The following is a 23,775-nucleotide window of genomic DNA, read 5'->3' as shown; positions in this document are numbered from 1 at the left end:
CGCTCCTTACGCCTTGTGTTGCCGGTTCTCGACCAGATCGTCGACCACGCCCGGATCCGCAAGCGTCGAGGTGTCGCCGAGATTCGAGAAATCGTCCTCGGCGATCTTGCGCAGGATACGCCGCATGATCTTTCCGGACCGGGTCTTGGGCAGGCCTGGCGCGAACTGGATCTTATCCGGCGAGGCGATCGGCCCGATTTCCTCGCGCACCCATTTGCGGAGCTCCAGCCGAAGCTCGTCGGAGCTCACTTCGCCCTCCATCAGGGTCACATAGCAATAGATGCCTTGCCCCTTGATATCGTGGGGGTAGCCCACGACCGCGGCTTCGGAGACTTTTGGATGGGACACCAGCGCGGATTCCACCTCGGCCGTTCCCATCCGGTGGCCGGAGACGTTGATCACGTCGTCCACGCGCCCGGTGATCCAGTAATAGCCGTCGTCGTCGCGCCGGCAGCCGTCGCCCGTGAAGTATTTGCCCTTATAGGCCGAGAAGTAGGTCTCCACGAACCGCTCGTGGTCGCCGAAGATCGTGCGCATCTGGCCCGGCCAGGAGTCGAGGATCACGAGGTTTCCGGAAGCCGGACCATCCAGGACGTTGCCGTCCGCATCCATCAGCGCAGGTTGCACGCCGAAGAAGGGCAGGGTGGCGGAGCCCGCTTTCAGATCCGTGGCGCCGGGGAGTGGCGTGATGAGGATGCCGCCGGTTTCCGTCTGCCACCACGTATCGACGATGGGGCAGCGCTCCTCGCCGACCTTCTCGTAATACCAATCCCAAGCTTCCGGATTGATCGGCTCGCCCACGGACCCAAGCAGCCGGAGCGACTTGCGGGAGGTGCCGTCAAGGAACTTGTCCCCCGCGCCCATGAGCGCGCGGATGGCGGTCGGCGCCGTGTAGAAGATGTTGACGTCGTGCTTGTCGACGACCTGCCAGAAGCGGGCCGCATCGGGATAGCTCGGAACGCCTTCGAACATCAGCGTGGTCGCGCCATTGGCGAGCGGCCCATAGACGATGTAGCTGTGGCCCGTGACCCAGCCGACATCGGCCGTGCACCAGTAGACGTCGCCGTCGTGATAATCGAAGACGTATTGGTGGGTCATCGACGCATAGACGAGATAGCCGCCCGTCGTGTGCAGCACGCCCTTGGGCTTACCTGTCGATCCTGACGTGTAGAGGATGAACAGCGGATCCTCCGCGTTCATCTCCTCAGGCGCGCAGGTTGGCGCCACCTCTTCGCGGGCGCGGGAGTAATCCACGTCGATCCCCGGATTGCTCGCCATCTCCGGATCGAGACCGCCCGTGTGGCGGACGATGATCACTTTCTCCACCACCGGCGCGTGCTTGAGCGCCGTGTCGACATTCTTCTTCAGGGACACCCGCTTGCCGCCGCGCAGACCCTCGTCGGCGGTGATCACCACCTTGGAGCCGCAATCCTCGATGCGTCCGGCCAGGCTTTCGGCCGAGAAACCGGCGAAGACGATCGAGTGGACCGCGCCGATCCGCGCGCAGGCCAGCATGGCGTAGGCCACCTCAGGGATCATGGGGAGGTAGATTGTGACCGTGTCGCCCTTCTTCACGCCGTTGGCGAGCAGCACGTTGGCGAACCGGCAGACCTCCTCGTGGAGCTGCTTGTAGGTGATGTGCTTCGCGGGCGTCTCCGGATCGTCCGGCTCCCAGATGATCGCCGTTTGGTCGCCGCGGGTCTCCAGATGCCGGTCGACGCAATTCTGGGAGACGTTCAGCACCCCGTCCTCGTACCATTTGATCGAGACGTCGGGGTACTCGAAGCTGGTGTTCTTCACCTTGGAGTAGGGCTTGATCCAGTGCAGCCGCTTACCGTGCTCGCCCCAGAACCCCTCCGGGTTCTCGACGCTTTCCTGGTACATCGACTGGTAGGCGTGCTTGTCGATGAAGCTGCGTTGCTTCACCTCGTCAGGCACGGTGTAGATCTTGTTCGCCGTCGTCATTTTGGCGCCTCCCTAAAGCCACCTTACGCTACGCGGCACGGATTTTTTGTTCTTCCGCTTCCCGCTACTCGCTCTCCCGCGGATGCTTCTCCGCATCTTAGGCTGGGCCGAACCCGCCGAGGATCCCGCCGATCGCCACCATCACCACGAGCCAGTGGCCGGCATCGATCGCTATGACGGAGGCCGGCCGGCCCTGGAAACTCTGATTGACGGTCACCGTCGTGAGCACGAAGCCGGCCCATAGCAGGGCCGCGCTGATGATGCCGCCACGTATCGTCCACATTCCGGTATGGAACAGAACGCCCGAGAAGATCACCGCCATCAGCAGATTGGCGACAGCCGCGAAGACATAGGGAGCCGGCCTGTGCTGCAGCTCGAGATCGCCGACGCCGCGCTGCCAGACCTTGCCGAATAGGGCGTACCAGCCCCATCCGATCAGAAAGCCGGCGACCGCGGCGCTCACAACCGCGAGGATGTTCACCGACATAGTATCCTCCCTCGTCTCCTTGTGCCCCTACCGCGGGCTCACGACTTCGGCAGCTTCTTCAGGCCGCCCATCCGGCAGACGATCTCCCATTCTTGAGCCGAAACGGGCTGGACTGAAAGCCTAGAATTGTTCACGAGCACCATTTCTTGGAGTTTCGGCTCGTTCTTGATCTCGTCGAGATGCACCGGGTTGGCGAGATCGCAGACCTCGACGAGGTCGACGCACTCCCATTTTCCCGTGTCGTCGGTCGAATCCGGATGCGCCTCCGCGCTCACTTTCACGATGCCGACCACCTGCTTCTCCTTCACCGAGTGATAGAAGAATCCGAGATCGCCGACCTTCATGTCGCGCATGAAATTGCGCGCCTGATAGTTCCGGACTCCATCCCATTCCGTGCCCTTTGCGCCAGCCGCCTTCTGGTCGTCCCAAGACCAGGTGCCCGGCTCCGATTTGAAAAGCCAATATGCCATCGGGTCAGCCGTTCGGATTGTTGAGCGTCCACTTCCAGGGACGGATCTCGATCTTCTCGAACACGCCGTGCACGAAGAACGGATCTTTTTCGGCCAGCGCTCGCGCTTCTTCTGCCGACTCTGCCTCGATCACCACCAGGCTGCCGTTCATGGTGACACCGTCGTCCTCGGTGAAAGGGCCCGCCAGCGCCAGCTTGTCTCCCAGGCCTTGCAGATGGGCCAGATGGTCGGGGCGCTTTTCCTGCCGCAGCGGCAGGCTCCCCGGCTTGTCGGTGCAGATCACTGCGTAGAGCATCGGCTCTCGTCTCCTCTTCTTATCGTTCCTTGCGAGCTTATCCTTCCGACCGCAACGGCCGTGACAGCAGCCCTTCGATCGCTTCGTCCACGGTCTGCAGCCCGGCGATCACCCCATGCACCGAATGGCAGATCGGCATGTCGATCCCCTTGGCGGCGGCGATCTCGACCACCGCACCGGCGGTGAACACCCCCTCCGTCACCGAACTCCGGCTTTTCAGCACGTCGCCCAGAGTGCGGCCTTGCCCGAGTGCGATGCCGAGCGACATATTGCGCGACGCGGCGCTTCCGCAGGTCAGGATCAGATCGCCGAGCCCCGAAAGCCCGGCCATGGTCTCCCGCTTCGCCCCGAGGGCGATGCCGAGCCGGGTCAGCTCCGCAAATCCCCGGGTCACCAGCGCCGCATGGGCCGAAGCGCCGAGTCCTTTGCCCTGAACGATGCCCGCCGCGATCGCCAGCACGTTCTTCACGGCGCCGCCGAGCTGCGCCCCGATCACGTCTGCGCTGGCATAGCACCGGAAGGAGGGATGGCTGAAGGTCTGCGCGAGCTCTGCCGCCTCATTCTCGCCCGCCATGGCGAGAGTGACGGCGGAGGGAAGGCCGCGGGCGATCTCGTCGGCGAAGCCAGGCCCGGAAAGCGCGCCGATCTCGGCAGCGGGCGCCACTTCGCCGACCACCTCCGACAAAAGCTTGCCTGTCTGCTGTTCCAGCCCCTTGGCGCAGATGATGAGGATCTGGTCGGGCCGCAGGTGAAAAGCGAGCTCGCCGGCGATCGAGCGCACGTGCTGGGCCGGCGTCACCAGCAGGATCACGTCGCACGCCGCAACGTCCTTCAAGCTCGTCGTGGCGCGGATGTCATCGTCCAGCACGACGTCCGGGAGATAGGCGCTGTTCCGGTGGCTCTCGTTGATCTCGTCGACGACGCTCGGCTCGTAGCCCCAGATCGTCACGTCCCGCCCGGCGCGCCGCGCCGTCTGGGCCAGAGCGCAGCCCCAGGCGCCCGCCCCCACGATGCCGGCTGACTGAAGGTTCATTCTGCTCCTTGCCCTGCTTGCATATTTGGCGCGTTCCTCGCAGCCGAGTGTAGCGGTCGCGTCCGTCCGGGACCAGAGGCGGCGCTACGCCTTGACCCCGGCGCCGATGGCCGGCGGCGCGTCGGGATCGAGCGGCCATCGCGCCCGTGCTTCGGCCGTCATGTCGTCGCGCTCGCCCCGGGCGAAATGCTCCAGCCCCGCCCAGGCGATCATCGCTCCGTTGTCGGAGCACAGCGCAAGCGGCGGCGCATGGAGCGTGAAGCCTTGCGCATGGCACAGCCGGTCCAGCGCCTCCCGCAGCCGTTGATTGGCTGCGACGCCGCCGGCCACCACGAGCTGCCGTGGTGCGTCCTCGCCGAACTGATCCAGATAGAGCGCCATGCCGCGCCCGGTCCGGTCGACCATGATCTCCGCCACCGCCTCTTGGAAGCTTGCGCACAGATCCGCAACCACCTGGTCGGAAAGCGGCGCCCGCTGCTGCGCGGCCTGACGCACGGCGGTCTTCAGCCCGGCCAGGGAGAAATGCGGCTCTGCCCGTCCGAGCATCGGCCGGGGTAGGGGAATGCTCGCATCGCCGTCTTTCGCGAGCTTCTCCACTTCCGGGCCGCCCGGATAGGGCAACCCCAGCAGCTTCGCCGTCTTGTCGAAGGCCTCGCCCAGCGCATCGTCCAGTGTGGTCCCGAGCCTGCGATAGCGCCCGACACCCTCCACTGCGAGCAGCTGGGTATGTCCTCCGGAGACAAGCAGCAGCAGATAGGGAAAGCCGATCCCGTCCGTGAGCCGCGCGGTGAGCGCATGGGCTTCCAGGTGATTGACCGCGACGAAAGGCAGCCCCCGGGCGAGCGCGATGGCCTTGCCCGTCACCACGCCGACGATCAGCCCGCCGATCAGCCCGGGCCCCGCCGTGGCCGCCACCGCATCGATCTCTTCGAAAGTCAGCCCGGCGTCGTCCAGGGCCTGGGCGATAGCGGCGTCCAGCAGCTCCACATGGGCGCGCGCCGCGATCTCCGGGACCACGCCGCCGTACCGCCGGTGGAGATCCAGCTGGTCGCGCACCACATTGGAGAGGATGGCCGCGCTGCCGTCGCTCTCCCGCCGCACCACCGCGGCTGCGGTTTCGTCACAGCTCGTCTCGATGCCCAGCACCGTCAATTGGTTCACGCTTTTCGTCATAGGCCTCTTTACACCGCAGCCGCGTTTCGATTGAAGAACGAATGACCCATCGCACCCTTCATATCGGCACCCGCGGAAGCCCGCTCGCTCTGTGGCAGGCGGAGCATGTGCGCGATCTGCTCAAGTCCGGCGGTTTTTCCGGCGACATCGACGTCGACGTTTTCTCCACCGCCGGCGATCGCATCAAGGACAAGCCTCTGCGCGAATTCGGTGGCAAGGGCCTGTTCACCAAGGAAATCGACGACGCTTTGCTTACAGGCGCCATCGATCTTGCAGTTCATTCCATGAAGGACCTGCCGACCGAGCTGCCTGCCGGCACCATCATCGCCGCCATCCCAGAGCGCGGCGATGTGCGCGACGCGTTCATCAGCCATAAGGCCAGGACTCTTCAGGATCTGCCCGAAGGCGCGCTGGTCGGCACGGCGAGCCTTCGGCGCCAGGCCCAGGTCAAGCGCATACGGCCCGATCTGAGGGTCGAGACGTTCCGGGGCAACGTCCAGACCAGGCTGCGCAAGCTGGAGGAGGAGAAGGCGGACGCCACCCTCCTTGCCTATGCCGGCCTGACGCGCTTGGAGCTGACCCGGCATGCCACCGCCGTCATCGAGCCTGAAGAGATGCTCCCCGCCGTCGGACAGGGGGCGCTCGGTGTCGCCTGCCGCAGCGAAGATCAGGAGGTGATCGACTGGTTGAAGCCGCTTCACCACCGGCCGACCGAGATCGCGATATCCTGCGAGCGTGCCTTTCTGGCAAGGCTCGACGGCTCATGCCGCACGCCGATCGCCGGTCTCGCCGAGCTGGATGGAGATCGGATCACCTTTCGGGGCATGATCCTGAAGCCTGACGGCTCCGAGTGGTTCGAAACCTCCCGGGAAGGCGAGCACATCCATGCCGCTGCCCTCGGCACCGACGCCGCGGCGGAGCTTCTGGAGCGGGCTGGGCCGGACTTCCTGGTAGACCTCGACTGATGCGCCTGCTCGTGACCAGGCCGGAATCGGACGCCGAGATTCAGGCGGCTCTCTTGCGGGAACATGGGCACCAGCCCGTCGTCTCTCCGCTGCTCGAAATCGAGTTTCTGGGCCCTCCGATGGATCTGTACCGGGCGCAGGCGCTGATCGCCACCAGCCGCAACGGCCTGCGCGCGCTGGCCAGGCTCTCCCAGCGCGATGTCGCCCTGCGGCTTCCGCTCCTTGCGGTGGGAGCCGGCACGGCCGCTATGGCGCGCGACATGGGGTTCGAGCAGGTCACGGAAGGTCCGGGCACCGGCGAAGAGCTCGCCCGCATCATCGTCGACAATCTCGATCCCGCCGGCGGAAAGCTCATCCACCTCGCCGGCGAGACCCTCGCCTTCGATCTGAAGCGGGCGCTTGAGCGCTACGACTTCGATATTGAGGCGCCTGTGCTCTATCGCTCGGTGCCGGCCAAGAGCCTCACGCCGGAAGCCGCCGAGGCCCTCGCCGGCCGGACCATGGACGGCGTCATCCTCATGTCGCCCCGCACGGCGCAGATATTTGCGCGCCTGAACAGGAACAATGCCGCCGAGCTGGCGTCTCTTTACTGTTTTTGCCTTTCGTCCGCCGTCGCAACCAATGTGGAAGGTTTTGGCCTGAAGCTGCGCGTGGCCGCGAAGCCGAGCCAGGAAGAACTCCTTGCGCTCATTGCGGCGGAGGCGGCATCCTCCTGATTGAACGAGATCGAAGGCGCGGGGCAAGTAGCGGGTAGGGTTATGGCCGATCCTTTTGGCGACAAGAGCAAAGAGACCGACGCCGACAAGCGTCCTGCTCACACCATAGAAGGCACGGCGGAAGAGGTGCCCTCCGAAGCGGAGGCGCCCAACGACGATCAAGCGGCCGCCGCCTCTGACGAGACCTCCGAGACGGAGCCCGTGGGAGATGCGGGCGATGCCGTCTCCGACGATCCCGAATTGAAAGAACTGGACGAACTGTCCGACCATGAGCGGGAAGCCGTGCCGCCTTCCGCGCGTTCCGGCGGCGGATTTCTCAGCCACGTCCTCGCCGGCGTGATCGGCGGCGTCATCGGCGTTGTCGCTCTTTTCCTCGCCGTGACCTACTACCCCTCTCTCGCCACGAGGTCCGCACCTGAACTGGAAGCGCGGGTGGCTGAGCTGGAAAATCGGAAGCCGCCCGCCGCGGAAGTCACCCGGAACGATCTCTCGGGCCTCGAAGATCGCGTGGCCAAGCTGGAATCGACGATCGATTCCATGGCCGACCAGGCCCAGAAAGGCGGCTCTGTCGCCGATGCCGCAGCCGTCAGCCAGCAGATCGGCGATGCCGAGAAGCGGTTGGAGAACAAGATCGACGAGCGTCTGGCCGAGCTTCCCGAGGCCGGCAGCGACGGAGCGGAGAGTGGCGCGGCCAAGAAACAGGTCGCCGATCTTCGCCAGCAGATCGACGGCTTGAAGAGCGAAGTGGCGACCCTGTCCCAGACTCAGGCGAAGGTGAATGCCGCCGATGCCGTTGGCGAAGCGGATCTCGATGCCGTGAAGACGCGGGTGGCCAAGCTGGAAGACCAGCTGCCCGACATCTCCTCAGCGGTGAAGCAGTCCGCCTCCGAAGCGCGCAGTGCCGCCATGACCGCCTCGCTTGCCGATCTTCGCACTGCCGTTCAGAGCGGCGGGCCGTATAAGTCCGAGCTCGATGAGTTCAAGGGGATCGCTCCCGCCAGCACGGAGCTCACGCCGTTGCCGGCCCATGCCGCGGACGGCATCGCGACCATGCCCGAGCTCATCACGGCCTTCGAGCCGGCACGCGACAAGGCGCTCGCGACCGAGGTCGAGCCCGCAGAAGAAGGCTTCTTCGATACGCTTCTCTCCAGCGCCGGCTCGGTGGTGAAGGTTCGCCGTCTCGATGGGGCGGGCAAGGGCAACAGCACCGAAGCGATCCTGACCCGCGCCCGGGCCGCTCTCGATGAGGGCGATCTCGCCAAGGCGATAAGCGAGGTCGAAAGCCTGAAATCCGAGCCCAAGCAGGCCATGGAGGACTGGCTCGCCGCAGCCCAGGCGCGCGCCGACGCCCAGTCCACCCTGAAACGTCTGTCCGCCGCCGAGGCGGGTAATGCCTCCGACACTGAGACCGGGGCCGACAGCGCCGGCTCTTCCGGCCTTTGAGTGTGTGATCCCATGCCGAAGGTCCCCGTCATCGATCCAGCGCAAACGATCCTTAGCCAATGATCCGAGTTCTCGTCTTCATCGTTGTCGTCGCGCTGGCCGCTCTCGGTCTTGCATGGCTCGCCGATCAGCCCGGCACCATACAGCTGCAGTGGTTCGGTTATCAGATCGAGACGTCGGCCTTCGTGGGAGCCCTCGGCGTCATTCTGGCGGCTGTGCTGCTCATCGCCATCTGGGCTTTGTTCTCGTTCCTGATCACGAGGCCCGGCGCCATCGCCGCCCGCATGAAGCAGCGCCGCCGCCGCCACGGTTTCGAGGCGCTGACCGGCGGCTTGCTCGCCATCGGCATCGGCGACCGGGCAGGCGCGGAGCACAACGCCGCCACCGCCCGCCGTCTCCTGCCCAACGAGCCGCTCACCGCGCTCCTGCGTGCCCAGACGGCGCAGCTGAAAGACGATCGGGAATCGGCCCGCCGCGCCTTCGAGGCCATGCTCGACAATCCCGACACGGAGCTTCTCGGTCTTCGCGGGCTGTTCCTCGAGGCCAAGCGCCGCAACGATCCGGAGGCCGCACGCCATTTCGTCGAGCAGGCCGTCGAGCGCAATCCGAACCTCGCCTGGAGCGTCAACGCCCTGTTCGATCTTCAGGCCCGCAGCGCCGACTGGGAGGGCGCGCTGGGCACGCTTGCCGTCGCCCGCAAGCACGATCACATCAATGCCAAGGACGCGCTTCGCCGCCGCGCGGTGCTGCTCACTGCCGAGGCCCGCGAGCTCGAATCCGTCGATCCCGACCAAGCTCTCGCTCTGGCGACCGAGGCCCACCGTCTCGCATCCGACCTTATCCCCGCGGCGGAGATCGCCGGCCGGATCCTCGCGTCCAAGGGCGACGCCAAGCGGGCCGGCAAGGTGATTGCCAAAACCTGGAAGCTTTCACCCCATCCGGATCTGGCGCTGGTCTACGCCTATGCCGATCCGGGCGCGTCCCCGAAGGAACGCCTCAAGCGGGTGAAGTATCTCACCACCTATAATCCGGAAGATATCGAGGCCCCCCTCGCCATCGCCAACGCGGCCATCGAGGCGCAAGGGTGGGAGGAAGCCCGCCTGTGCCTGCAGCCCTATCTCGAGGACCGGCCCTCCGCCCGCATCTGTGCCCTCATGGCGCGCATCGAAGCCGGCGAGTTCGGCGACCGCGGCCGCGAGCGCGAATGGCTCGCCCGCGCCATGCGCGCGCCCCGCGACCGTGCCTGGGTGGCCGACGGCTACATTTCCGACCGTTGGATGCCCGTCTCGCCCGTCACCGGCCAGGTCGATGCGTTCCAGTGGCGCCAGCCCGTCGACGCCATCGGCAAGGTCGACGAGAGCTTCGTCATTGAGGAGCGCCCGGCGCCGGCCGAGGAAGCGCCCGGAGATACGGTGCATCAGACGGCCGCCGCGCCGGACCCGAAGCCCGTGGTGGACCGCCCAGCCCGGGAGCCCGTCGAGCCTGCCGAGCCGGAACACCCCCATGCCGAGATCCTGCCCCCCGAGGGCCGCGAGGATCAGGTTCGGACGGGATCCTTCGCCCAGCCGGTCGTAACGCCGCCCCCGCCGACAGAGGAAGAGCTGCGCGCCGAAGAGGAGGAGAAGCGGAAGGATGCCGGGTCTCAGTCCAGGCCCGTCGAGCCCGAACCCATCGTCGCCCAGTGGGCCGGCGTCAGCGACCGCGAGCCCGAGCCGACGGCGGAGAATGCCGACCCGGAGCCTGCCGCCGAGACCAAACCTCCGGAGCTGAGCAGAGACCTGCCCGCCCAGGGTATGGTCGATCGGGGCGATCGGAATACGCCGGGGGAGGAATATGTCCCTTCGCGGCCGCCCGACGATCCGGGTATTGCCGATGACGAGGACGACGAGACCGATCTGGACCGTTACCGGCGCGCCCATATCCGATGAGGCTACGGCCCGCCCCGGCGCCTCTAGAGCACCCAGCGAAACGCCCGCTTCAGTTCGCTCACGGCATCCATGTCGTAGCAGCGCCCGTGAGCGATGACGATCTGCTCCGGCGCCCAGGCGATCATCTGCTCCGCGGCCTTCCGCACCTCTTTCCGGTGGCGCAGGAAGCTGAGCTGCATATCGTAGGGCGCCTTCCCGTCCGGATCTGCCGCGCCGAACGTCTTCAGTAGCCAGCGATACATTCTTGAACGCACCCGCTCCGGCTCGAAATTCTCGATCAGATCGGTGAGCACCAGGGTGCGCGAGGCGTGATGGAAAAAGTCTGCCTCGGTGATCAGATCGCCCGGCACCAGCACTTGCGCGATATGGCCGTCCCAGGCCGCGGGAGCCGTCTCGCCCAGTGTATGGTCCACCCGCAACGCGCGTTTGGCGGATTTCTCCAGCCCCGGCACCGCCCAGACGTGCGCTTCGGGAAACAGCTCCGCCCAGTCCGGAATCCACCAGTAATGGATCGTGTTGGGCGCGATGAGATGCCGGACCGCGCCCAGGCTGCGGATCTCATCCAGCAATCCCTCCTCCGGCTCCGTGGGCGAATGGATCCACAGGCTGCGATCCGGAAATCGCACCACGGTCATTCGCGTCGGGAAAGGCAGCTTCATGCCGAGATAACCGAACTCGATCTCCGGCCCGTCGACGATCCAGATATCCGGACCGAACGGCTTCAGCCGGTTCAGCGGCAGGTAGGGCGCGTAGGACTCGGTCATCTTACCGCTATACCATTTGCAGCCTGGCGCCGCCTTCGCCTTGCATCGATCCGCCATTGGCAGTAATGACGGGCGCACTCGGTGTTATAGCTATGTCGTCCGGTTTGCCGGGCGCCGCACCTAGGCCGCTTTAGCTCAGTTGGTAGAGCACATCATTCGTAATGATGGGGTCGCGTGTTCGAGTCACGCAAGCGGCACCACCCCTTCCTCATCTCGACGCCATACCACGCTGTCATCTTTCACCGCTCCTGTGGAGAAACCCGCGTTTTCCAAGGATTGTGTGGATTACCCGCCGGTCCAGCGCGACATGCGGACGCTCCTTTGCCTATGGTCTCGGCCTGATCCGCCATTCAGGGGGGCTGATCGGATGTAACGAATGAAGTAGTCGGCGCCCGGGACCCACCCGGCGACGCCGTCGCGCTGTGTTGGGGGCGGGAATGCGCAAAATGCAGGGGGCATCTGGCTCCGGCTGTCGAAAACTGGTGGCCGGTTGTCTTTCAATCGCGGTTCTGGCAGCAGCTCAGCTCAGCACGGCAGCGCCCGCGGCGGCGAATACCATCATCTTCATCGACGACTCGATCGACATCGAGATCGCCGCCCGTTTCAACGCCTTCAAGCGCTTCAACACGCTGAACGCCACGATCCTCAACAACGGTCCGGTCCATAGCCTGAGCCGGGTGATCGCCAATGCGAGCGTCTCGCCGATCACTCTGTTTTCCCGTCAGAGGATCCTTCACCAGCAAGGCACGCTTCAGGACAACGACGTCCTGGTGATCAATAGCGGCGCCATCGACCCGGCGATCGCCATCAACGCCCAGATCACCAACCAGAACAACATCGAGTTCCTGAGCTTCGCAGACGATTCCAATATCGATGCCGGTATCGCCACCGTCAGCCTGGGGCAGCGCCTCACCCATTATCAGGATCATCTGTTGGCCAACGCCGTCATCGTCCGCAACAGCGGCGCCTTGACCGCCGGACAGACCGGCATCGCGGCTGGAATCACCAACCGGAATTTCTCCCAGTTCTTCACCGACGCGCTGAACAACAACACCCACCTCGGCGCCCTGACCGTCGACCTGGAGCAGTCGATCACCGTGCGTCAGCGATCGCGGATCGCCAACGTGCTGTCGGTGACCAACCGCGGCGCCATCGACGCCGGCGCCAACGGCATCCAGGCCGAGATCCTCAACAGCAACATCGCGCTCTTCCGCAACCGCGCGTCCACCCGGAACGTGAGCAACGGCATCATTGGCCGGAACCTGAGCCAGTCCCTGACCCGCACCAACCGCACCGAGATCGGCAACGCCATCGCCATCGACAATACCGGCGATATCGACGCCGGGACGATCGGCATCGGCGCGGCGATCGAGACCTCGGACCTGCCGGAACTGCAGAACACGACCTTCGACAGCAACAGCAACACCGAAGACCTCAGCAGGAACATCTCCCAGAGCCTCGATATCGGCCAGGCGCACGAGATCGGCAGTGCCCTCGTTATCCAGAACGCGGGCGACGTGAAGGCCGGGGGCGCAGCTCTCGCGGCGGAGATCGCAAACAACGACATCGACCGGATCGAGAACACCTTCCGGTCTGCTCATATCAACGATAATTCCGGCAATGCCGGGCGGGGCCTGACCCAGAGCCTGGCCTATGATCAATCGAACCTGATCGACAACGCGGCGGTGATCTCCAATTCCGGTGCGTTATCGTCCGGCGGAGGCTACGCCATCGCCGTCAGTGTCGAGAACACCGATTTCGGCCTGATCGCAAACAGGACGGACCAAACGAACCAGAACAGCGGCAACACCGCGCGCAACCTGACCCAGACTTCCTCGTCCAGCCAGTACAACGGCATAACCAACCTCGTCGCCATCGAGAATACCGGCGCCATCAGGGCTGGCCAGGGCGGCATCGCGGTGGCGGTCGAGACCGACAACATCCTGCTCTCCAACATTGCCGACATCACGAACGCGAACAGCGGCGGTTCGGTTGGCGGTAACCTGGCCCAGTCCATCGACCTGGAGCAGACCAACGCGGTGGAGACCAGCGTTCTCATCTCCAATACGGGCAAGATCGATGCGGGCCAGATCGGCATCGCCGCCGAAATCGAGAATGGCGGGATGCGCCTGACCAACGATGCCACGCTCACCTTGAGCAACGCAGCGTCGGTGTCGGGAAGCGCCTCCCAGTCATTGAACGTTGCCCAGACGAACCGCGTGACCAGCGAGATCGTCATCGCCAACAGCGGCGAGGTGAACGGCGGACGCCGGGGCATCTACGCCGCGATCGAAGAGCCGTCTCTCGCCACCACCAACACGGTGACCCCAAGCACCTCGCTGTCGGGTGCGACCGTCAACACGAGCGCGCAGAACGTCGTCGAGGCCAGCATCGACATTGAGAACACCGGCTCGATCACCGCCGACAATCTCTTCGCCATCGAAACGGAAGGCGCCAGCACGACCATCTATAATCATGGGGGCGGCACCATCACCGGCTATGTCAATCTGAGCGACAAAGCCGACCGCTTCGAGAACGGTCCGGGCGGCACCTTCTTCGCACGCCGCACCAGCGATTTCGGCGCCGGCAACGACATCTTCGTCAACCAGTCCGGCGGCGTGGTCCAGGCCGCCATGGATCGGACGACGCGGGAAGCCACCAGCCTGATCAATCTCGACCGCGTCGTGAACCGTGGCGAGATCACTATCGTCGACGGCGGCACGGGCGACGTGCTGACGCTATCCGCCGACCGTGGCGGCGACGGCGTCACCTATATCGGACAGGGCGGCGCCAAGCTTGGCATGGACGTCTTCCTGAACGACGACGGCTCCAGCCGGGACAAGCTCATGATCGAAGGCACGGTCCTGGGCAGGACCAGGCTCGTGGTCAACAACACCAACCTGAACTCCGGCGTATTTAACCCCGACGGCATCCCGATCATCTTCGCCACCGGCAAGACGCCCGACGCGCTCGGATTCCATATGGACGAACCGGTGGATGCGGGCTTCTTCGACTACGACCTATTCTTCGTGCCCACGGGCTCCGGCTATTGGGAGCTGAAGAGCTTTGCCGGCGGCGGCGCGCGCATGCTGCCCCAGCTCATGACCGCAGCTCAGGATGCCTTCCACATCACCAACCAGACCTGGTTCGACCGGAGCGCCGATCTGCGCGTGCTGCTGCATCGCCAGCAGAGCGGCGCCCATGCCCAGGCGGGGCAGAACTATGGTTATGGCGCAGGGGATCCGGGCGCAGACCAGCCCTTCGTACCGGCCCTTTGGGTAAAAGGCGGCGGGGCCTGGATGGAGCAGGAGGACAGCGACACCGCGCGCGCCTATGGCCGGACCTACGAGTACAATCTCAATCGCGACCTGAATGTCGCCGATATGCAGATCGGCCTCGATTTCGGCACCGAGAACGTGCTGAGCGATGGCGACATGGTGATCTTCGGCTTGCTCGGCGGCGTCAATCTCGGCGAGCTGGACTACCATGCGATCAACCGGGAGTTCGACCTGAAGGGCGGCGAGTTCGGCGCCTACGCCACCTATCTGAAAGGCAACCTCTTCGTCGATACGCTGCTGAAGGGCCAGTACCTTTCCTACGATGCGAACGGCGCCCGCGGCTTCCCGGACAGCTTCGACAGCATAAGCTGGGGCGGCAGGACCGACGCGGGCTACCGCTTCGGCGGCTATTCGCGCGGCCTCTTCGTCGAGCCGCTGGCAACCCTGGCGCTCGCCTGGACCGATCTTGAGGATCTCTCCAACGGCGGCAACACGGTCGACTTCAAGGACAACGAGAGCGTTCGCGGCCGGCTGGGCTTGCGAGTCGGCACGACCTACGAAGTCTGGGAGAACACGATCGTCGAGCCCTTCGTGATCGGAAGCTACTGGAAGGACTTCACCGACTCCAACGAGACCACCCTGGTTTCCGTCGGACAGACCTTCGACTTCTACGATTCGGTTGCCGATGGCTGGGGCGAAGTCTCCGCCGGCCTGAACCTGTTCAATCCCGACGCCAACACGGCCGTCTTCGCCAAGGCCGATTTCATCTTCGGCGACGAGGTCGACGGCGTCGCGGGCCGGACCGGCATTCGGGTCAACTGGTAGGTGGACAGGCTAGCGGTTAGGGGGCGGCACCAGCACTTGGAAGGGCTCGTCTTCCAGGCTGATGCGGATGATCTGGGCCTTCTCCGGCTCAAACCAGACATTGTCGTCCCGCCGGAGGACGCCGCCTTCGGTAACCACCGACACGCATCGGCCCTGGGTCCGCTTCAGGGGCATAGGGCCTTCCAGTTCATCTTGCTCGAGCCAGCGCGTCATCGCCACGCGGTCGTCCACCGGAAGATAGACGATATCCAGAAGCCCGTCGCCGGGCTCGGCGTCTGAGCTGAGCAGGAGAGCGGGGCCGGTGCTTCCGATATTGATCACTTCGACGAACAGGAAATCGCCGACGATCTTCTCGCCGTCGACATCGATCTCGAACCGCTCGGGTCTGCCTGCGACGATGGCGTCGCGGAGCATGGCCCGGGCGTCGGCGAGCTCTTCTTCCCGCGTATCGCCTTTCGCCTTGCCGTCCAGATGCTTGGCGAACGCGCCGAAGCCTATTCCCTCAAGAAAGCGCTTTTCGCCCCAGGGGCCGGTGGCGATACCCACATTCAAAGGCTTCGTCGGCGCCCCCGATAGGTGCTTGGCATGGACTTCGGGCGCACCCTCGATGCCGAGCGAGCCGGCGATATTGTTTGCCGTGCCGGCCGCCAGAATGGCGATGGGCACGGATCGGTCCGGCGCTCGCGCGAGCACTTTGGAGATCGTCCCGTCACCGCCGACGATGACGATCAGATCGGTCTTCTCCGTCTCGATCGCCTTCTTATATTCGTCTTCGTCGGTGGAAAAATACGTCGGCTCGTAACCCGACTCCCGCAAACCCTCGCAGATCAGGGCCTTCGGATCGTCGCCGTCGCCGGACGTCGGGTTATGCATAAGGAGAGCACGCATCTGAAGGCCGAACGCCGGCCGAAGAGCTGCAGTTCCGGTGGGCGGTGTCCTATTGCCCGAAGGACAGCGGATTGATCGGCTGCTGCGCGCCCGGCACCGACGCCATGGGTGTCTGGGGCGCATAGCGCAGATCGGGCACATTCTGCTTGCGGGGCCGGCAATAATTGCTGCCGTTGGCACCGTTGCTGATCAGCAGGTCGATATGGATGTGGTCGCCGTGATGGCGGTCGCCGCCCGGCCCGAGCACCGTGTGGAACATATCGCAGGCGCCGTTATAGACCTCCCGCAAAAAGGCCCGTTGCGCGGCTGAGCCGCGGCTCCAGTCCCCTTTCACGGAGATCGTGCTGCCGTCGGCGAGCGTGAATCCGCCGACATCCAGCGCATTGCCGAACGCATGTTCGGAGGCCTTTGCCCCCCGCACGCCGTTCCGCGAGCGGCAGCTATAGGAGGCCATCTGCTTGATCTCCACCACCGGCTGGCGGAACCAGCGATTCGCCGCCGGCTGCACCACCTTGTAGACCCATTCGTCGACCTTCACGGTCACCGGGCAGTTCATGGTGGCCGCGGGCTCAACCTTCACCCTGCCGCCGACCAGCGCCGAGACCCGCAGCGGGCGGTCCATGCCGCACGCGCCGCCGCCCTTCACGTTGCCGATTTCCTGTATATAGGGGGATCGCTGCACCACGCCGCTCGCCATGCAGCGTGCCTCGCCCTTGCTCCGCCACTCCCCACGGCTCGCGCCGAACGGATTCATGGAGCAGCCGGCCAGGATCGCCCCGAGGCCGAGCAAGAGAAGTCCTACCGCCCTCACGGCGGTTTTGTGCGTAGCGCCACCCGTCATGTCGCTAAAATGCGCGGGATTCAGTGAATAAATTTTCAATGCTCAGCGGCCGCAATCGCTAAGCCGGAGTAAATGAAGATGCCGGATTGGGACGCAGTGATTATCGGGGGCGGGCCGGCGGGCCTAACCGCCGCCATCTATCTCGGCCGTTTCCGCCGGCAAGCGCTCGTGATCGACGACGGCACAGGCCGGGCCGAGCGAATTCCGAAGACCCATAATCACCCAGGGTTCCCCGGCGGCATCGAGGGCGACACGCTCGTTGCCCGAATCCGGGAACAGGCGGCGGAGTACGGCGCAAACTTCCTGAAGGCCTGCGTGACAGACCTGAAACGGGAGGACGCGGGGTTCTTATTGGAAACGTCCCAAGGAGAGATCCGCGCGCCCTTCGTCATCCTCGCCTCGGGCTCCAAGGACAACGATCCCGCCTTGCCCGGCGTCGAAAGCGCCGTCGACCGCGGGCTCATACGTCTCTGCCCCATCTGCGATGCCTACGAAGTGATCGGCAAGCGAATCGGAATTCTGGGCAACGGACCGAAAGGCGTCCGCGAGGCCCAGTTCCTCACCACTTATTCCGACGACGTCACCCTGATCCATCTCGATCCCGAGAATCCGCTCTCGCCGGACGACAAATCGACATTGGAGCGCGAGGGAATCGCGCTCATGGAATCGGTGATCGATGCGGTTCATATCGAGAACGACGCCATCGAGGCCTTCGATATCGGCGGCGAAGAGCATCGCTTCGATGTCATCTACGGCGCCCTCGGCCTCACGCCCCGCAGTGAGCTCGCCCACCGGGCGGGCGCGGCCACCACCGATGATGCCTGCATGAAGGTCAATGCCCACCAGGAGACGAGCGTCAGCGGACTCTATGCGGCAGGCGATCTCGTCCTCGGCCTGAACCAGATCTCGATCGCCCAGGCCGAGGGGGCCATCGCCGCCACTGACATTCATAACAAGCTCCGCGCAATGGAGCGTGAGGATGGCCGCATCCGCGAGCCGTTGCCGGACGAATGTCCGCCACAGAAAGCCGGGTGAAAGGCCTACTCCAGCCCGAGATCCTTCTTTGCCTTCTTGGTGATCGACTGGCGAGTCGTGAAGAACCCCTCCCACGGGTCCTCCTTCAGCGCCGCCAGACGCTTCGGCAGCGTCTCCACCGAATAGGGCGAGGGCGATTTGAGCCCCGCCAGTTCGTTCCACCGTAAGGGGCAGGCGACAGGCGCGCCCTCGCGCGAGCGAGTGGAGAAGTTGACGATCGCCGAGCCACCCCGCTGGTTGCGCAGATAGTCGACGAAAATCTTTCCCTTGCGCGCCTGCTTGGACATGTTCGCCGTATAGCGGTCGCCCCGTGCCGTCACCAGCGCATCGGCCACGGCCTTGGCGAAGGCCTTCACCTCGTCCCAGCCGGAGCGTGCGGTGATCGGCGCCACCACATGCAGGCCCTTGCCGCCGGTGGATTTCAGGAAGCTCTTCAGTCCCAGATCGGCGAGAAAATCGCGGGTCTCGACAGCGGCCGCCTTCAGGGTCTCCAGATCGAAGCCTTCGTCGGGGTCGAGATCGAACACCAGCCGGTCGGGCTTGTCGGGCTTCTTGATGGAGACGCCCCAATCGTGGATCTCTAGCACGCCGATCTGCACCAGGCTGAACAGCCCCGCCGCATCGTCGATATACAGATACTTCTTCTTCGTCTCGCCGCCGGGGATCGCGATCTCCTTGATCGCCTTGCTCATCCCCTTCATGGCGTGGCGCTGAAAGAAGCACTCCTCGGTGCGCCCCTCGGGGCAGCGCACCAGGCTGATCGGCCGGTTCACCACGTAAGGAAGCATGGCCTCCGCCACGCGCTCGTAATACTCGGCGATGTCGCGCTTGGTCAGGCCAAGCCGCGGAAACAGCACACGGTCCGGGCTGGTCAGGGTGACGCCGTCGAAACTGTCCTGCTCCTTGCCGCCCTTTTCCTGCACGGCTTTCGCCGGCTCCTCAATCGTGCGGTTCGCCATGTCGCCGACCTCCTTTTCCGGCGGATCGCGGGTCACATCCGCGGCCGGCTTGTCCTCGCGCAAACCCTGATAGCTCGGATGGCGCAAGCGCCCATCCCTGGTCCATTCGGTGAAGGCGATCTCGCAGACGAGCTTCGGCGTCAGCCACACCGCATCGCGCTTGTCGGCGGCCGGCACGTCGGTGAAGGGCGAGGTCTTTCGCGTCAGGGATGAGAACCTGTCCGCGAGCCGCTTCATGTCGCCGCTGTTGAACCCGGTCCCCACCTTGCCGGCAAAGACGAAGTCGCCGTCCTGAAACGTCCCGAGCAGGAGCGATGCGAAGGGCCGGCCCTTGGCGCTCGATTTGGAGTAGCCGCCGATCACGAATTCCGCCCGGCGCCCGCACTTGACCTTGAGCCAGGTCTTGCTGCGGCCGGACTTATACGGCGCGTTTGCCCGCTTGGAGACGATACCCTCCAGCTCCGTCCGGCAGGCCTGGCCGAAGAAGGCCTCCCCCTGGCCCTCGATATGATCGGAATAGACCAGGCGGTCGGGCAGCCCCTTCTTGCTGAAGAGCTTCCGGAGCTTTTCCTTCCGCTCGACCAGCGGCTCCTTATTCAGCTCCTTGCCGTCGAGCTCCAGGAGATCGAAGGCGTAGTAGCGGATGGCCGGATGATCCGTGTCGATATGCTCCTGCAGCGATTTGAAATCCGTTATGCCGGACTCGAGCACGAAGGCGGCCTCGCCGTCGATCAGCGCCTTCTTGGCCGGCAGTTTCGTCAGAGCCTGCGCAATCGCCGGAAACCGTGCCGTCCAATCGAGCCCGCTGCGGCTATAGAGCGTGACTCTGTCGCCATCCTTGCGCGCCTGGATGCGATAGCCGTCGAACTTCACCTCGTGCAGCCAGTCGTCGCCCTCCGGCACTTCGTCGTCCAGGGTTGCCAACTGGGGCGAGATGAACTCGGGCGCTGTGGCCTTGCGGCTGGGCGGCGGCGGCTTGCCATGCCAGCGCTTGGCGCTCGCCTCTGCGCCGCGCGGCTTTTTCGATTTGTCGGAAGACCAGACGGCGCTTTCGCCGTTCAGGATCTGATCCATGCTCCGCCCGCTCTCGACGCTCGTCTCGTACTCCTCCGTCGGCTCGGTGCCTTCCGAGGCGTGATCGTCGGACGCTTGATCAGAAGCCAGTTCTCGCGCTTGCCCCCGTTTCGGTCCTTCTTCATGCGGACGAGATGCCACTCGCCCTTCAGCCGCTCGCCATGAAGGATGAAATCGAGATGGCCTTTCTGAAGACCCTTATGGGGATCGCCGACCGGCTCCCAGGTACCGCGGTCCCAGAGCATCACCGGCCCGCCGCCATACTCGCCTTTGGGTATCACGCCTTCGAACGTGCCGTAGGCGAGCGGATGATCTTCCGTCCGCACGGCCAGACGCTTCTGCGCCGTATCGAAGCTCGGCCCCTTGGTCACGGCCCAGCTCTTCAGCACCCCATCCAGCTCGAGCCGGAAATCGAAATGGGTTCGCGTCGCCGCATGCTTCTGGATGACGAAGCTGTTGCCGGATTTCTTTTTCCGATCCGCCTTCGGTTCCGGCGTCTTGCCGAAATCCCGCCGGGCCCGGTACTCGGCGAGAAGGTCCTGATCGTCGAGGCTCGCCATGGCCGCTTACGCTGATTTCTTCCGCGGAGACTTGCTCTTGTTGTCGTTCTTGGCCGTGCTCTTGGTGGATTTGGATTTCGTGGAGCGCGATTTCGTCGAGCTCTTCTTGTTGTCCTGGTCGCTGACGCTCTTCTTCAGCGCGTCCATGATATTGATCACCTTGCCGGAAGCCGGCGTTTCGGCGATGAACTCCGGCTCGCGCTTCTCGATCTTGGCGTGGATCAGCTCCCACATGGCGTCGGTGTAATCGTCCTTGAACTTCTCCGGCTCGAACGGGCCGGTCTTGCGCTTGATCAGCTCCTCACCCAGCTCCAGCGCTTCCTTGTCGACCTTCACATCGGGAATCTCGTCGAAGAATTGATCGGCGGAGCGCACCTCGTCCGCCTGACGCAGCATCTCCAGCAAAAGCCCCTTGCCGCAGGGCTTGATGCCCACGAGGCTGCTCTTGCCCCGCATCACCACTTGGCCGAGCCCCACCTTCTTGGCTTCGCTCAAGGCCTTCTGGATGACCGCGTAGCCCTCCTCGGCGTTCTCCCCGTCGGGCAGCACGTAGTAGGGCTTCTCGAAATAGCGCGGATCGATCTCCGACTGCTCCACGAACCGCACCAGCTCGATCGTCTGCTTGCTCTCCAGCTTGAGCTCGTCGATCTCCTCCGGCTCGAGCAGGACGTATTTGCCCTTCTCGTATTCGAAGCCCTTGATGATCTCGTCCGTGTCGACGGGGCCGATCCCGGGCGCGACCTTCTGATAGCGGATCCGCTTGCCCGAGGGCTCGTGGATCTGGTGCAAGGCGATCTGCTTGTCGGAGCTTGTGGCCGAGTAGAGCTTGACCGGAATGGTCACGAGAGAAAGCCGCAATTGGCCGGTCCAATAGGGGCGGGGCAGCGCCATGACGCAAGAACTCCTCGACAGCTGGAATTGGCGCGCCTCCATCAGAGGACGCCGAAAAAAGAGTCAACGGAGCTGCAACCGCCCGGTTCCCGAGCGGCGTGCCGGATTTCCGTGCCTCAACCGCCGATTTTGTACCCGTTTTCCCTAAGAACCCGTTTGAGCATTTCGGGATAGGTGAGGGTAACTTCCTCGCCGGGACAGACGCCCGCATCGGTCAGCGGCTGGTCGCAGGTCTGAAGCCCCCAATCGTCGTTCTTATCGTAATGCTGCTCCATCAGGGTCCAGGCCTCGTCGCCTTCCCCCAGAAGGCTCTTCTGGGCAACATAGCCGGCGAGATAGGCGTTCACGTCGTCGTCCCTGGCGATGTCGACCAGCTGCTTCATCCAACTTTTCTGCACGGCTTCATAGGCTGGGTCCGCGCTGACATTCTTCACTTCGCCGCCCTCCACGGTCAGCACCACCTGGGGCGCGACGGAGAAGGCATAGGCGCCGAACGTGTAGAGGAAGGCAGCGTCGTCGACGATGAATTCGGACCGGCCATTGCCGTTGTAATCCTTGGCGATGGGCGGCTCGCCGTCGAACTCGCCCAGATCGACCACGGACCACGTATCGGCGTCCGCGCTCTTGGTGGCCACCCGGGGCACGCCGCAGCAATGGGCGCCGCCGGAATAGGTGGAGACCACGACCTCCGGGGTGTCGTTGGCCGGATCGATCTCGACGATCTGCACAGTGTAGGGAAAGCGGGTGTTGAACTCGTCCACGTCGAGCTCGGCGACCTTCTCGCCGCCGGAAAGCACCGTCACTTTCGAGGTGAAGGCCGCATCCTCGCCGGGCTGGGTTTCCTGGTAGGAAACCTCCGCCGAGACGTCCCCCATGGAGATCGAGACCGGCTGCGTCGGCTCGTCGATGGATCCCGCCTCGATGCTGACGCCCTTCGTTTCGCCTTCCACGTCCGGCGCCTCGAGATACTTGCCGCTCTGGGCGAGCACGGCTTCGCGAAGGCTCGTGTCCGCCGCGTCCGCTGCGCCGGCGCAAAGTCCCAACGTCACCCCAAGGGCCGCGGCGGCAGCGAATGCGCCCAGTCCAGGTCGTGTGCCTACCGTCCGCTCCATGGAAACGTTTCCTTCTCTAAGCTTTATTCATTTCGCTTTGCGACATTAGAACATTGTGGCGGAAGCGCTGAAAGGGCAGATGACATGGCCTATAACGCCTGAAGCCGCTCCGGGGTCGACCGGGCGAAGATTTGAAGCCGAGATGCGAGGGAGCCTTATGGAAAGTCCGCCCCAGGCGAAGAGCGACACGCGACCGGTCGCCGTAATCACCGGCGGCACGGAGGGGCTGGGCCTGGCATACGCCAATCTCTTCGCCAAGGATGGTCACGACCTCCTGCTCGTCGCCCGCAGCCGGGACAAGCTCGAGCGCGCGGCGGAGGAGCTGGCGAGAACTCACGGCGTCACGGTCGAAACGACGGCTCAGGATCTCAGCACCGAAGAGGGCCGCGCCGGCGTCGAGCGGGCCCTGGAGGACAAGGGACTTCATGCGGAGTATCTGGTGAACAACGCGGCCCTGGCCCTGGGCGGGTTCTTTCAGGACGGCGACCGCGAAACGCTCCTGAAGATGATCGATCTCAATGTTGGCGCCGTGGTCGATCTCACCCGGCGCCTCATGATCGGCATGCTGACGCGCGGCAGCGGCCGCATCATGAATATCAGCTCCATGACCGCCTTCCAGCCCACGCCATACGAGCTGAACTACGCCGCGTCCAAGGCCTTTGTCGTCTCCTTCAGCCGCGCGCTCGCCTATGAGTGCATGTATACCGGCGTCACCGTGTCGGTGGTCGCGCCGGGGGTCATCGCCACGGATCTCCACGCCAAGGCCGGCGCCACATATTCCCGCTACCTCTACATGCTGCCGGTCATGACGCCCGAGCAGGTGGCGAGCCGCAGCTACCGTCCCTTCATGCGCGGCAAGAAGATCATCGTGCCCGGCATCCGCAACAAGCTGCTCCAGGTGATGGGCAACTTCACGCCGAACTTCGTCCTCGTGCCCTTCATGGGCATGCTGTTCCGGGTGCTCGGCGAAGACGGCGTGGCGCTGCCGCCAGGCCCTATCCCGGGCCGGGACGGTATCGAGGGAAACCCTGAGAGCGGCACCGGCTCCTAAGTCGAAGCCGAGAGCTCAAGAG

Annotated in this window: 20 protein-coding genes and 1 tRNA gene; 8 read left to right on the top strand and 13 right to left on the bottom strand. The window is 64.5% G+C overall.

Annotated features, from left to right (window positions below; translation table 11 throughout):
- Nucleotides 1–6: 6 nt before the first annotated feature.
- The 6 genes from acs to tsaD form a co-directional block, all read right to left on the bottom strand.
- Entirely contained in the window at nucleotides 7–1,965 is a 1,959-nt protein-coding gene (acs, locus tag A7A08_RS05315) for an acetate--CoA ligase (protein WP_069094479.1), read from the bottom strand.
- 97 nt (nucleotides 1,966–2,062) lie between these two features.
- Nucleotides 2,063–2,452, bottom strand: coding sequence for a DUF1761 domain-containing protein (locus A7A08_RS05310; protein WP_069094478.1), 390 nt, complete (start codon nucleotides 2,450–2,452; stop codon nucleotides 2,063–2,065).
- Between the two features lie 38 nt (nucleotides 2,453–2,490).
- Nucleotides 2,491–2,922 (bottom strand): EVE domain-containing protein, encoded by a 432-nt coding sequence (locus A7A08_RS05305; protein ID WP_069094477.1) that lies wholly within the window; start codon nucleotides 2,920–2,922, stop codon nucleotides 2,491–2,493.
- 4 nt (nucleotides 2,923–2,926) lie between these two features.
- On the bottom strand, nucleotides 2,927–3,217 hold the full coding sequence (locus tag A7A08_RS05300; RefSeq protein ID WP_069094476.1) for a YciI family protein: 291 nt from the start codon (nucleotides 3,215–3,217) through the stop codon (nucleotides 2,927–2,929).
- A gap of 37 nt (nucleotides 3,218–3,254) precedes the next feature.
- Nucleotides 3,255–4,250 (bottom strand): NAD(P)H-dependent glycerol-3-phosphate dehydrogenase, encoded by a 996-nt coding sequence (locus tag A7A08_RS05295; protein WP_069094475.1) that lies wholly within the window; start codon nucleotides 4,248–4,250, stop codon nucleotides 3,255–3,257.
- Between the two features lie 84 nt (nucleotides 4,251–4,334).
- On the bottom strand, nucleotides 4,335–5,402 hold the full coding sequence (gene tsaD / locus A7A08_RS05290) for a tRNA (adenosine(37)-N6)-threonylcarbamoyltransferase complex transferase subunit TsaD (protein WP_208430584.1): 1,068 nt from the start codon (nucleotides 5,400–5,402) through the stop codon (nucleotides 4,335–4,337).
- Nucleotides 5,403–5,464: 62 nt separating this feature from the next.
- Here tsaD and hemC point away from each other — a divergent pair, with 62 nt between their 5' ends.
- Genes hemC through A7A08_RS05270 form a run of 4 tightly spaced genes read left to right on the top strand, consistent with a single transcriptional unit; the run spans nucleotide 5,465 to nucleotide 10,475 of the window.
- A complete protein-coding gene (gene hemC, locus A7A08_RS05285; protein ID WP_069094473.1) occupies nucleotides 5,465–6,388 on the top strand; it encodes a hydroxymethylbilane synthase in 924 nt (307 codons plus the stop codon).
- Complete coding sequence (locus A7A08_RS05280) at nucleotides 6,388–7,104, top strand: uroporphyrinogen-III synthase (RefSeq protein WP_069094472.1); 717 nt, start codon at nucleotides 6,388–6,390, stop codon at nucleotides 7,102–7,104. Before hemC ends, A7A08_RS05280 begins: the two co-directional genes overlap by 1 nt.
- A 42-nt stretch (nucleotides 7,105–7,146) precedes the next feature.
- On the top strand, nucleotides 7,147–8,547 hold the full coding sequence (locus A7A08_RS05275) for a COG4223 family protein (RefSeq protein WP_069094471.1): 1,401 nt from the start codon (nucleotides 7,147–7,149) through the stop codon (nucleotides 8,545–8,547).
- Between the two features lie 59 nt (nucleotides 8,548–8,606).
- Complete coding sequence (locus A7A08_RS05270) at nucleotides 8,607–10,475, top strand: heme biosynthesis protein HemY (protein WP_069094470.1); 1,869 nt, start codon at nucleotides 8,607–8,609, stop codon at nucleotides 10,473–10,475.
- Nucleotides 10,476–10,498: 23 nt separating this feature from the next.
- Here the strand turns inward: A7A08_RS05270 and A7A08_RS05265 are convergent, their stop codons facing one another.
- Nucleotides 10,499–11,239: a DUF4336 domain-containing protein gene (locus A7A08_RS05265; RefSeq protein WP_069094679.1), complete on the bottom strand. Its 741-nt coding sequence runs from the start codon at nucleotides 11,237–11,239 to the stop codon at nucleotides 10,499–10,501.
- A gap of 124 nt (nucleotides 11,240–11,363) precedes the next feature.
- On the opposite strand from A7A08_RS05265, the gene A7A08_RS05260 reads away from it, so the two are divergent.
- Nucleotides 11,364–11,439: transfer RNA gene (locus tag A7A08_RS05260), tRNA-Thr, on the top strand.
- 282 nt (nucleotides 11,440–11,721) lie between these two features.
- Entirely contained in the window at nucleotides 11,722–15,342 is a 3,621-nt protein-coding gene (locus A7A08_RS05255) for an autotransporter outer membrane beta-barrel domain-containing protein (protein WP_069094469.1), read from the top strand.
- Between the two features lie 9 nt (nucleotides 15,343–15,351).
- Here the strand turns inward: A7A08_RS05255 and A7A08_RS05250 are convergent, their stop codons facing one another.
- Both A7A08_RS05250 and A7A08_RS05245 read right to left on the bottom strand, forming a co-directional pair.
- Nucleotides 15,352–16,230 (bottom strand): diacylglycerol/lipid kinase family protein, encoded by an 879-nt coding sequence (locus tag A7A08_RS05250; RefSeq protein ID WP_069094468.1) that lies wholly within the window; start codon nucleotides 16,228–16,230, stop codon nucleotides 15,352–15,354.
- A 49-nt stretch (nucleotides 16,231–16,279) separates the two neighbouring features.
- Entirely contained in the window at nucleotides 16,280–17,020 is a 741-nt protein-coding gene (locus tag A7A08_RS05245; protein ID WP_069094467.1) for an extensin-like domain-containing protein, read from the bottom strand.
- 123 nt (nucleotides 17,021–17,143) lie between these two features.
- On the opposite strand from A7A08_RS05245, the gene A7A08_RS05240 reads away from it, so the two are divergent.
- Nucleotides 17,144–18,106, top strand: a complete 963-nt coding sequence (locus A7A08_RS05240) for an NAD(P)/FAD-dependent oxidoreductase (protein WP_069094466.1) — start codon at nucleotides 17,144–17,146, stop codon at nucleotides 18,104–18,106.
- 5 nt (nucleotides 18,107–18,111) lie between these two features.
- On the opposite strand, the gene ligD is transcribed toward A7A08_RS05240, so the two are convergent.
- From ligD to A7A08_RS05225, 4 genes are all read right to left on the bottom strand, one after another.
- Nucleotides 18,112–20,139, bottom strand: a complete 2,028-nt coding sequence (ligD, locus tag A7A08_RS05235) for a DNA ligase D (RefSeq protein ID WP_245290822.1) — start codon at nucleotides 20,137–20,139, stop codon at nucleotides 18,112–18,114.
- The gene (locus A7A08_RS16735; protein ID WP_245290821.1) at nucleotides 20,124–20,699 is read right to left on the bottom strand and encodes a DNA polymerase ligase N-terminal domain-containing protein; all 576 of its coding nucleotides are present in this window, start codon (nucleotides 20,697–20,699) and stop codon (nucleotides 20,124–20,126) included. Before A7A08_RS16735 ends, ligD begins: the two co-directional genes overlap by 16 nt.
- A 6-nt stretch (nucleotides 20,700–20,705) precedes the next feature.
- On the bottom strand, nucleotides 20,706–21,590 hold the full coding sequence (ku, locus tag A7A08_RS05230; protein ID WP_069094465.1) for a non-homologous end joining protein Ku: 885 nt from the start codon (nucleotides 21,588–21,590) through the stop codon (nucleotides 20,706–20,708).
- Nucleotides 21,591–21,706: 116 nt separating this feature from the next.
- Entirely contained in the window at nucleotides 21,707–22,702 is a 996-nt protein-coding gene (locus A7A08_RS05225) for a hypothetical protein (RefSeq protein WP_141693850.1), read from the bottom strand.
- Nucleotides 22,703–22,859: 157 nt separating this feature from the next.
- Here A7A08_RS05225 and A7A08_RS05220 point away from each other — a divergent pair, with 157 nt between their 5' ends.
- Nucleotides 22,860–23,753 (top strand): SDR family NAD(P)-dependent oxidoreductase, encoded by an 894-nt coding sequence (locus A7A08_RS05220; RefSeq protein ID WP_069094463.1) that lies wholly within the window; start codon nucleotides 22,860–22,862, stop codon nucleotides 23,751–23,753.
- Nucleotides 23,754–23,775: the final 22 nt, after the last annotated feature.

The organism is Methyloligella halotolerans (assembly GCF_001708935.1).
Lineage (GTDB): Bacteria > Pseudomonadota > Alphaproteobacteria > Rhizobiales > Methyloligellaceae > Methyloligella > Methyloligella halotolerans.
This window is presented reverse-complemented; position numbering and strand designations above follow the sequence as displayed.

Coding starts and splice junctions, on each gene's coding strand:
- acs (WP_069094479.1), bottom strand. CDS start 1,965: ATGACGACGGCGAACAAGATCTACACCGTGCCTGACGAGGTGAAGCAA.
- A7A08_RS05310 (WP_069094478.1), bottom strand. CDS start 2,452: ATGTCGGTGAACATCCTCGCGGTTGTGAGCGCCGCGGTCGCCGGCTTT.
- A7A08_RS05305 (WP_069094477.1), bottom strand. CDS start 2,922: ATGGCATATTGGCTTTTCAAATCGGAGCCGGGCACCTGGTCTTGGGAC.
- A7A08_RS05300 (WP_069094476.1), bottom strand. CDS start 3,217: ATGCTCTACGCAGTGATCTGCACCGACAAGCCGGGGAGCCTGCCGCTG.
- A7A08_RS05295 (WP_069094475.1), bottom strand. CDS start 4,250: ATGAACCTTCAGTCAGCCGGCATCGTGGGGGCGGGCGCCTGGGGCTGC.
- hemC (WP_069094473.1), top strand. CDS start 5,465: ATGACCCATCGCACCCTTCATATCGGCACCCGCGGAAGCCCGCTCGCT.
- A7A08_RS05280 (WP_069094472.1), top strand. CDS start 6,388: ATGCGCCTGCTCGTGACCAGGCCGGAATCGGACGCCGAGATTCAGGCG.
- A7A08_RS05275 (WP_069094471.1), top strand. CDS start 7,147: ATGGCCGATCCTTTTGGCGACAAGAGCAAAGAGACCGACGCCGACAAG.
- A7A08_RS05270 (WP_069094470.1), top strand. CDS start 8,607: ATGATCCGAGTTCTCGTCTTCATCGTTGTCGTCGCGCTGGCCGCTCTC.
- A7A08_RS05265 (WP_069094679.1), bottom strand. CDS start 11,239: ATGACCGAGTCCTACGCGCCCTACCTGCCGCTGAACCGGCTGAAGCCG.
- A7A08_RS05250 (WP_069094468.1), bottom strand. CDS start 16,230: ATGCGTGCTCTCCTTATGCATAACCCGACGTCCGGCGACGGCGACGAT.
- A7A08_RS05240 (WP_069094466.1), top strand. CDS start 17,144: ATGAAGATGCCGGATTGGGACGCAGTGATTATCGGGGGCGGGCCGGCG.
- ligD (WP_245290822.1), bottom strand. CDS start 20,139: ATGGATCAGATCCTGAACGGCGAAAGCGCCGTCTGGTCTTCCGACAAA.
- A7A08_RS16735 (WP_245290821.1), bottom strand. CDS start 20,699: ATGGCGAGCCTCGACGATCAGGACCTTCTCGCCGAGTACCGGGCCCGG.
- ku (WP_069094465.1), bottom strand. CDS start 21,590: ATGGCGCTGCCCCGCCCCTATTGGACCGGCCAATTGCGGCTTTCTCTC.
- A7A08_RS05225 (WP_141693850.1), bottom strand. CDS start 22,702: ATGGAGCGGACGGTAGGCACACGACCTGGACTGGGCGCATTCGCTGCC.
- A7A08_RS05220 (WP_069094463.1), top strand. CDS start 22,860: ATGGAAAGTCCGCCCCAGGCGAAGAGCGACACGCGACCGGTCGCCGTA.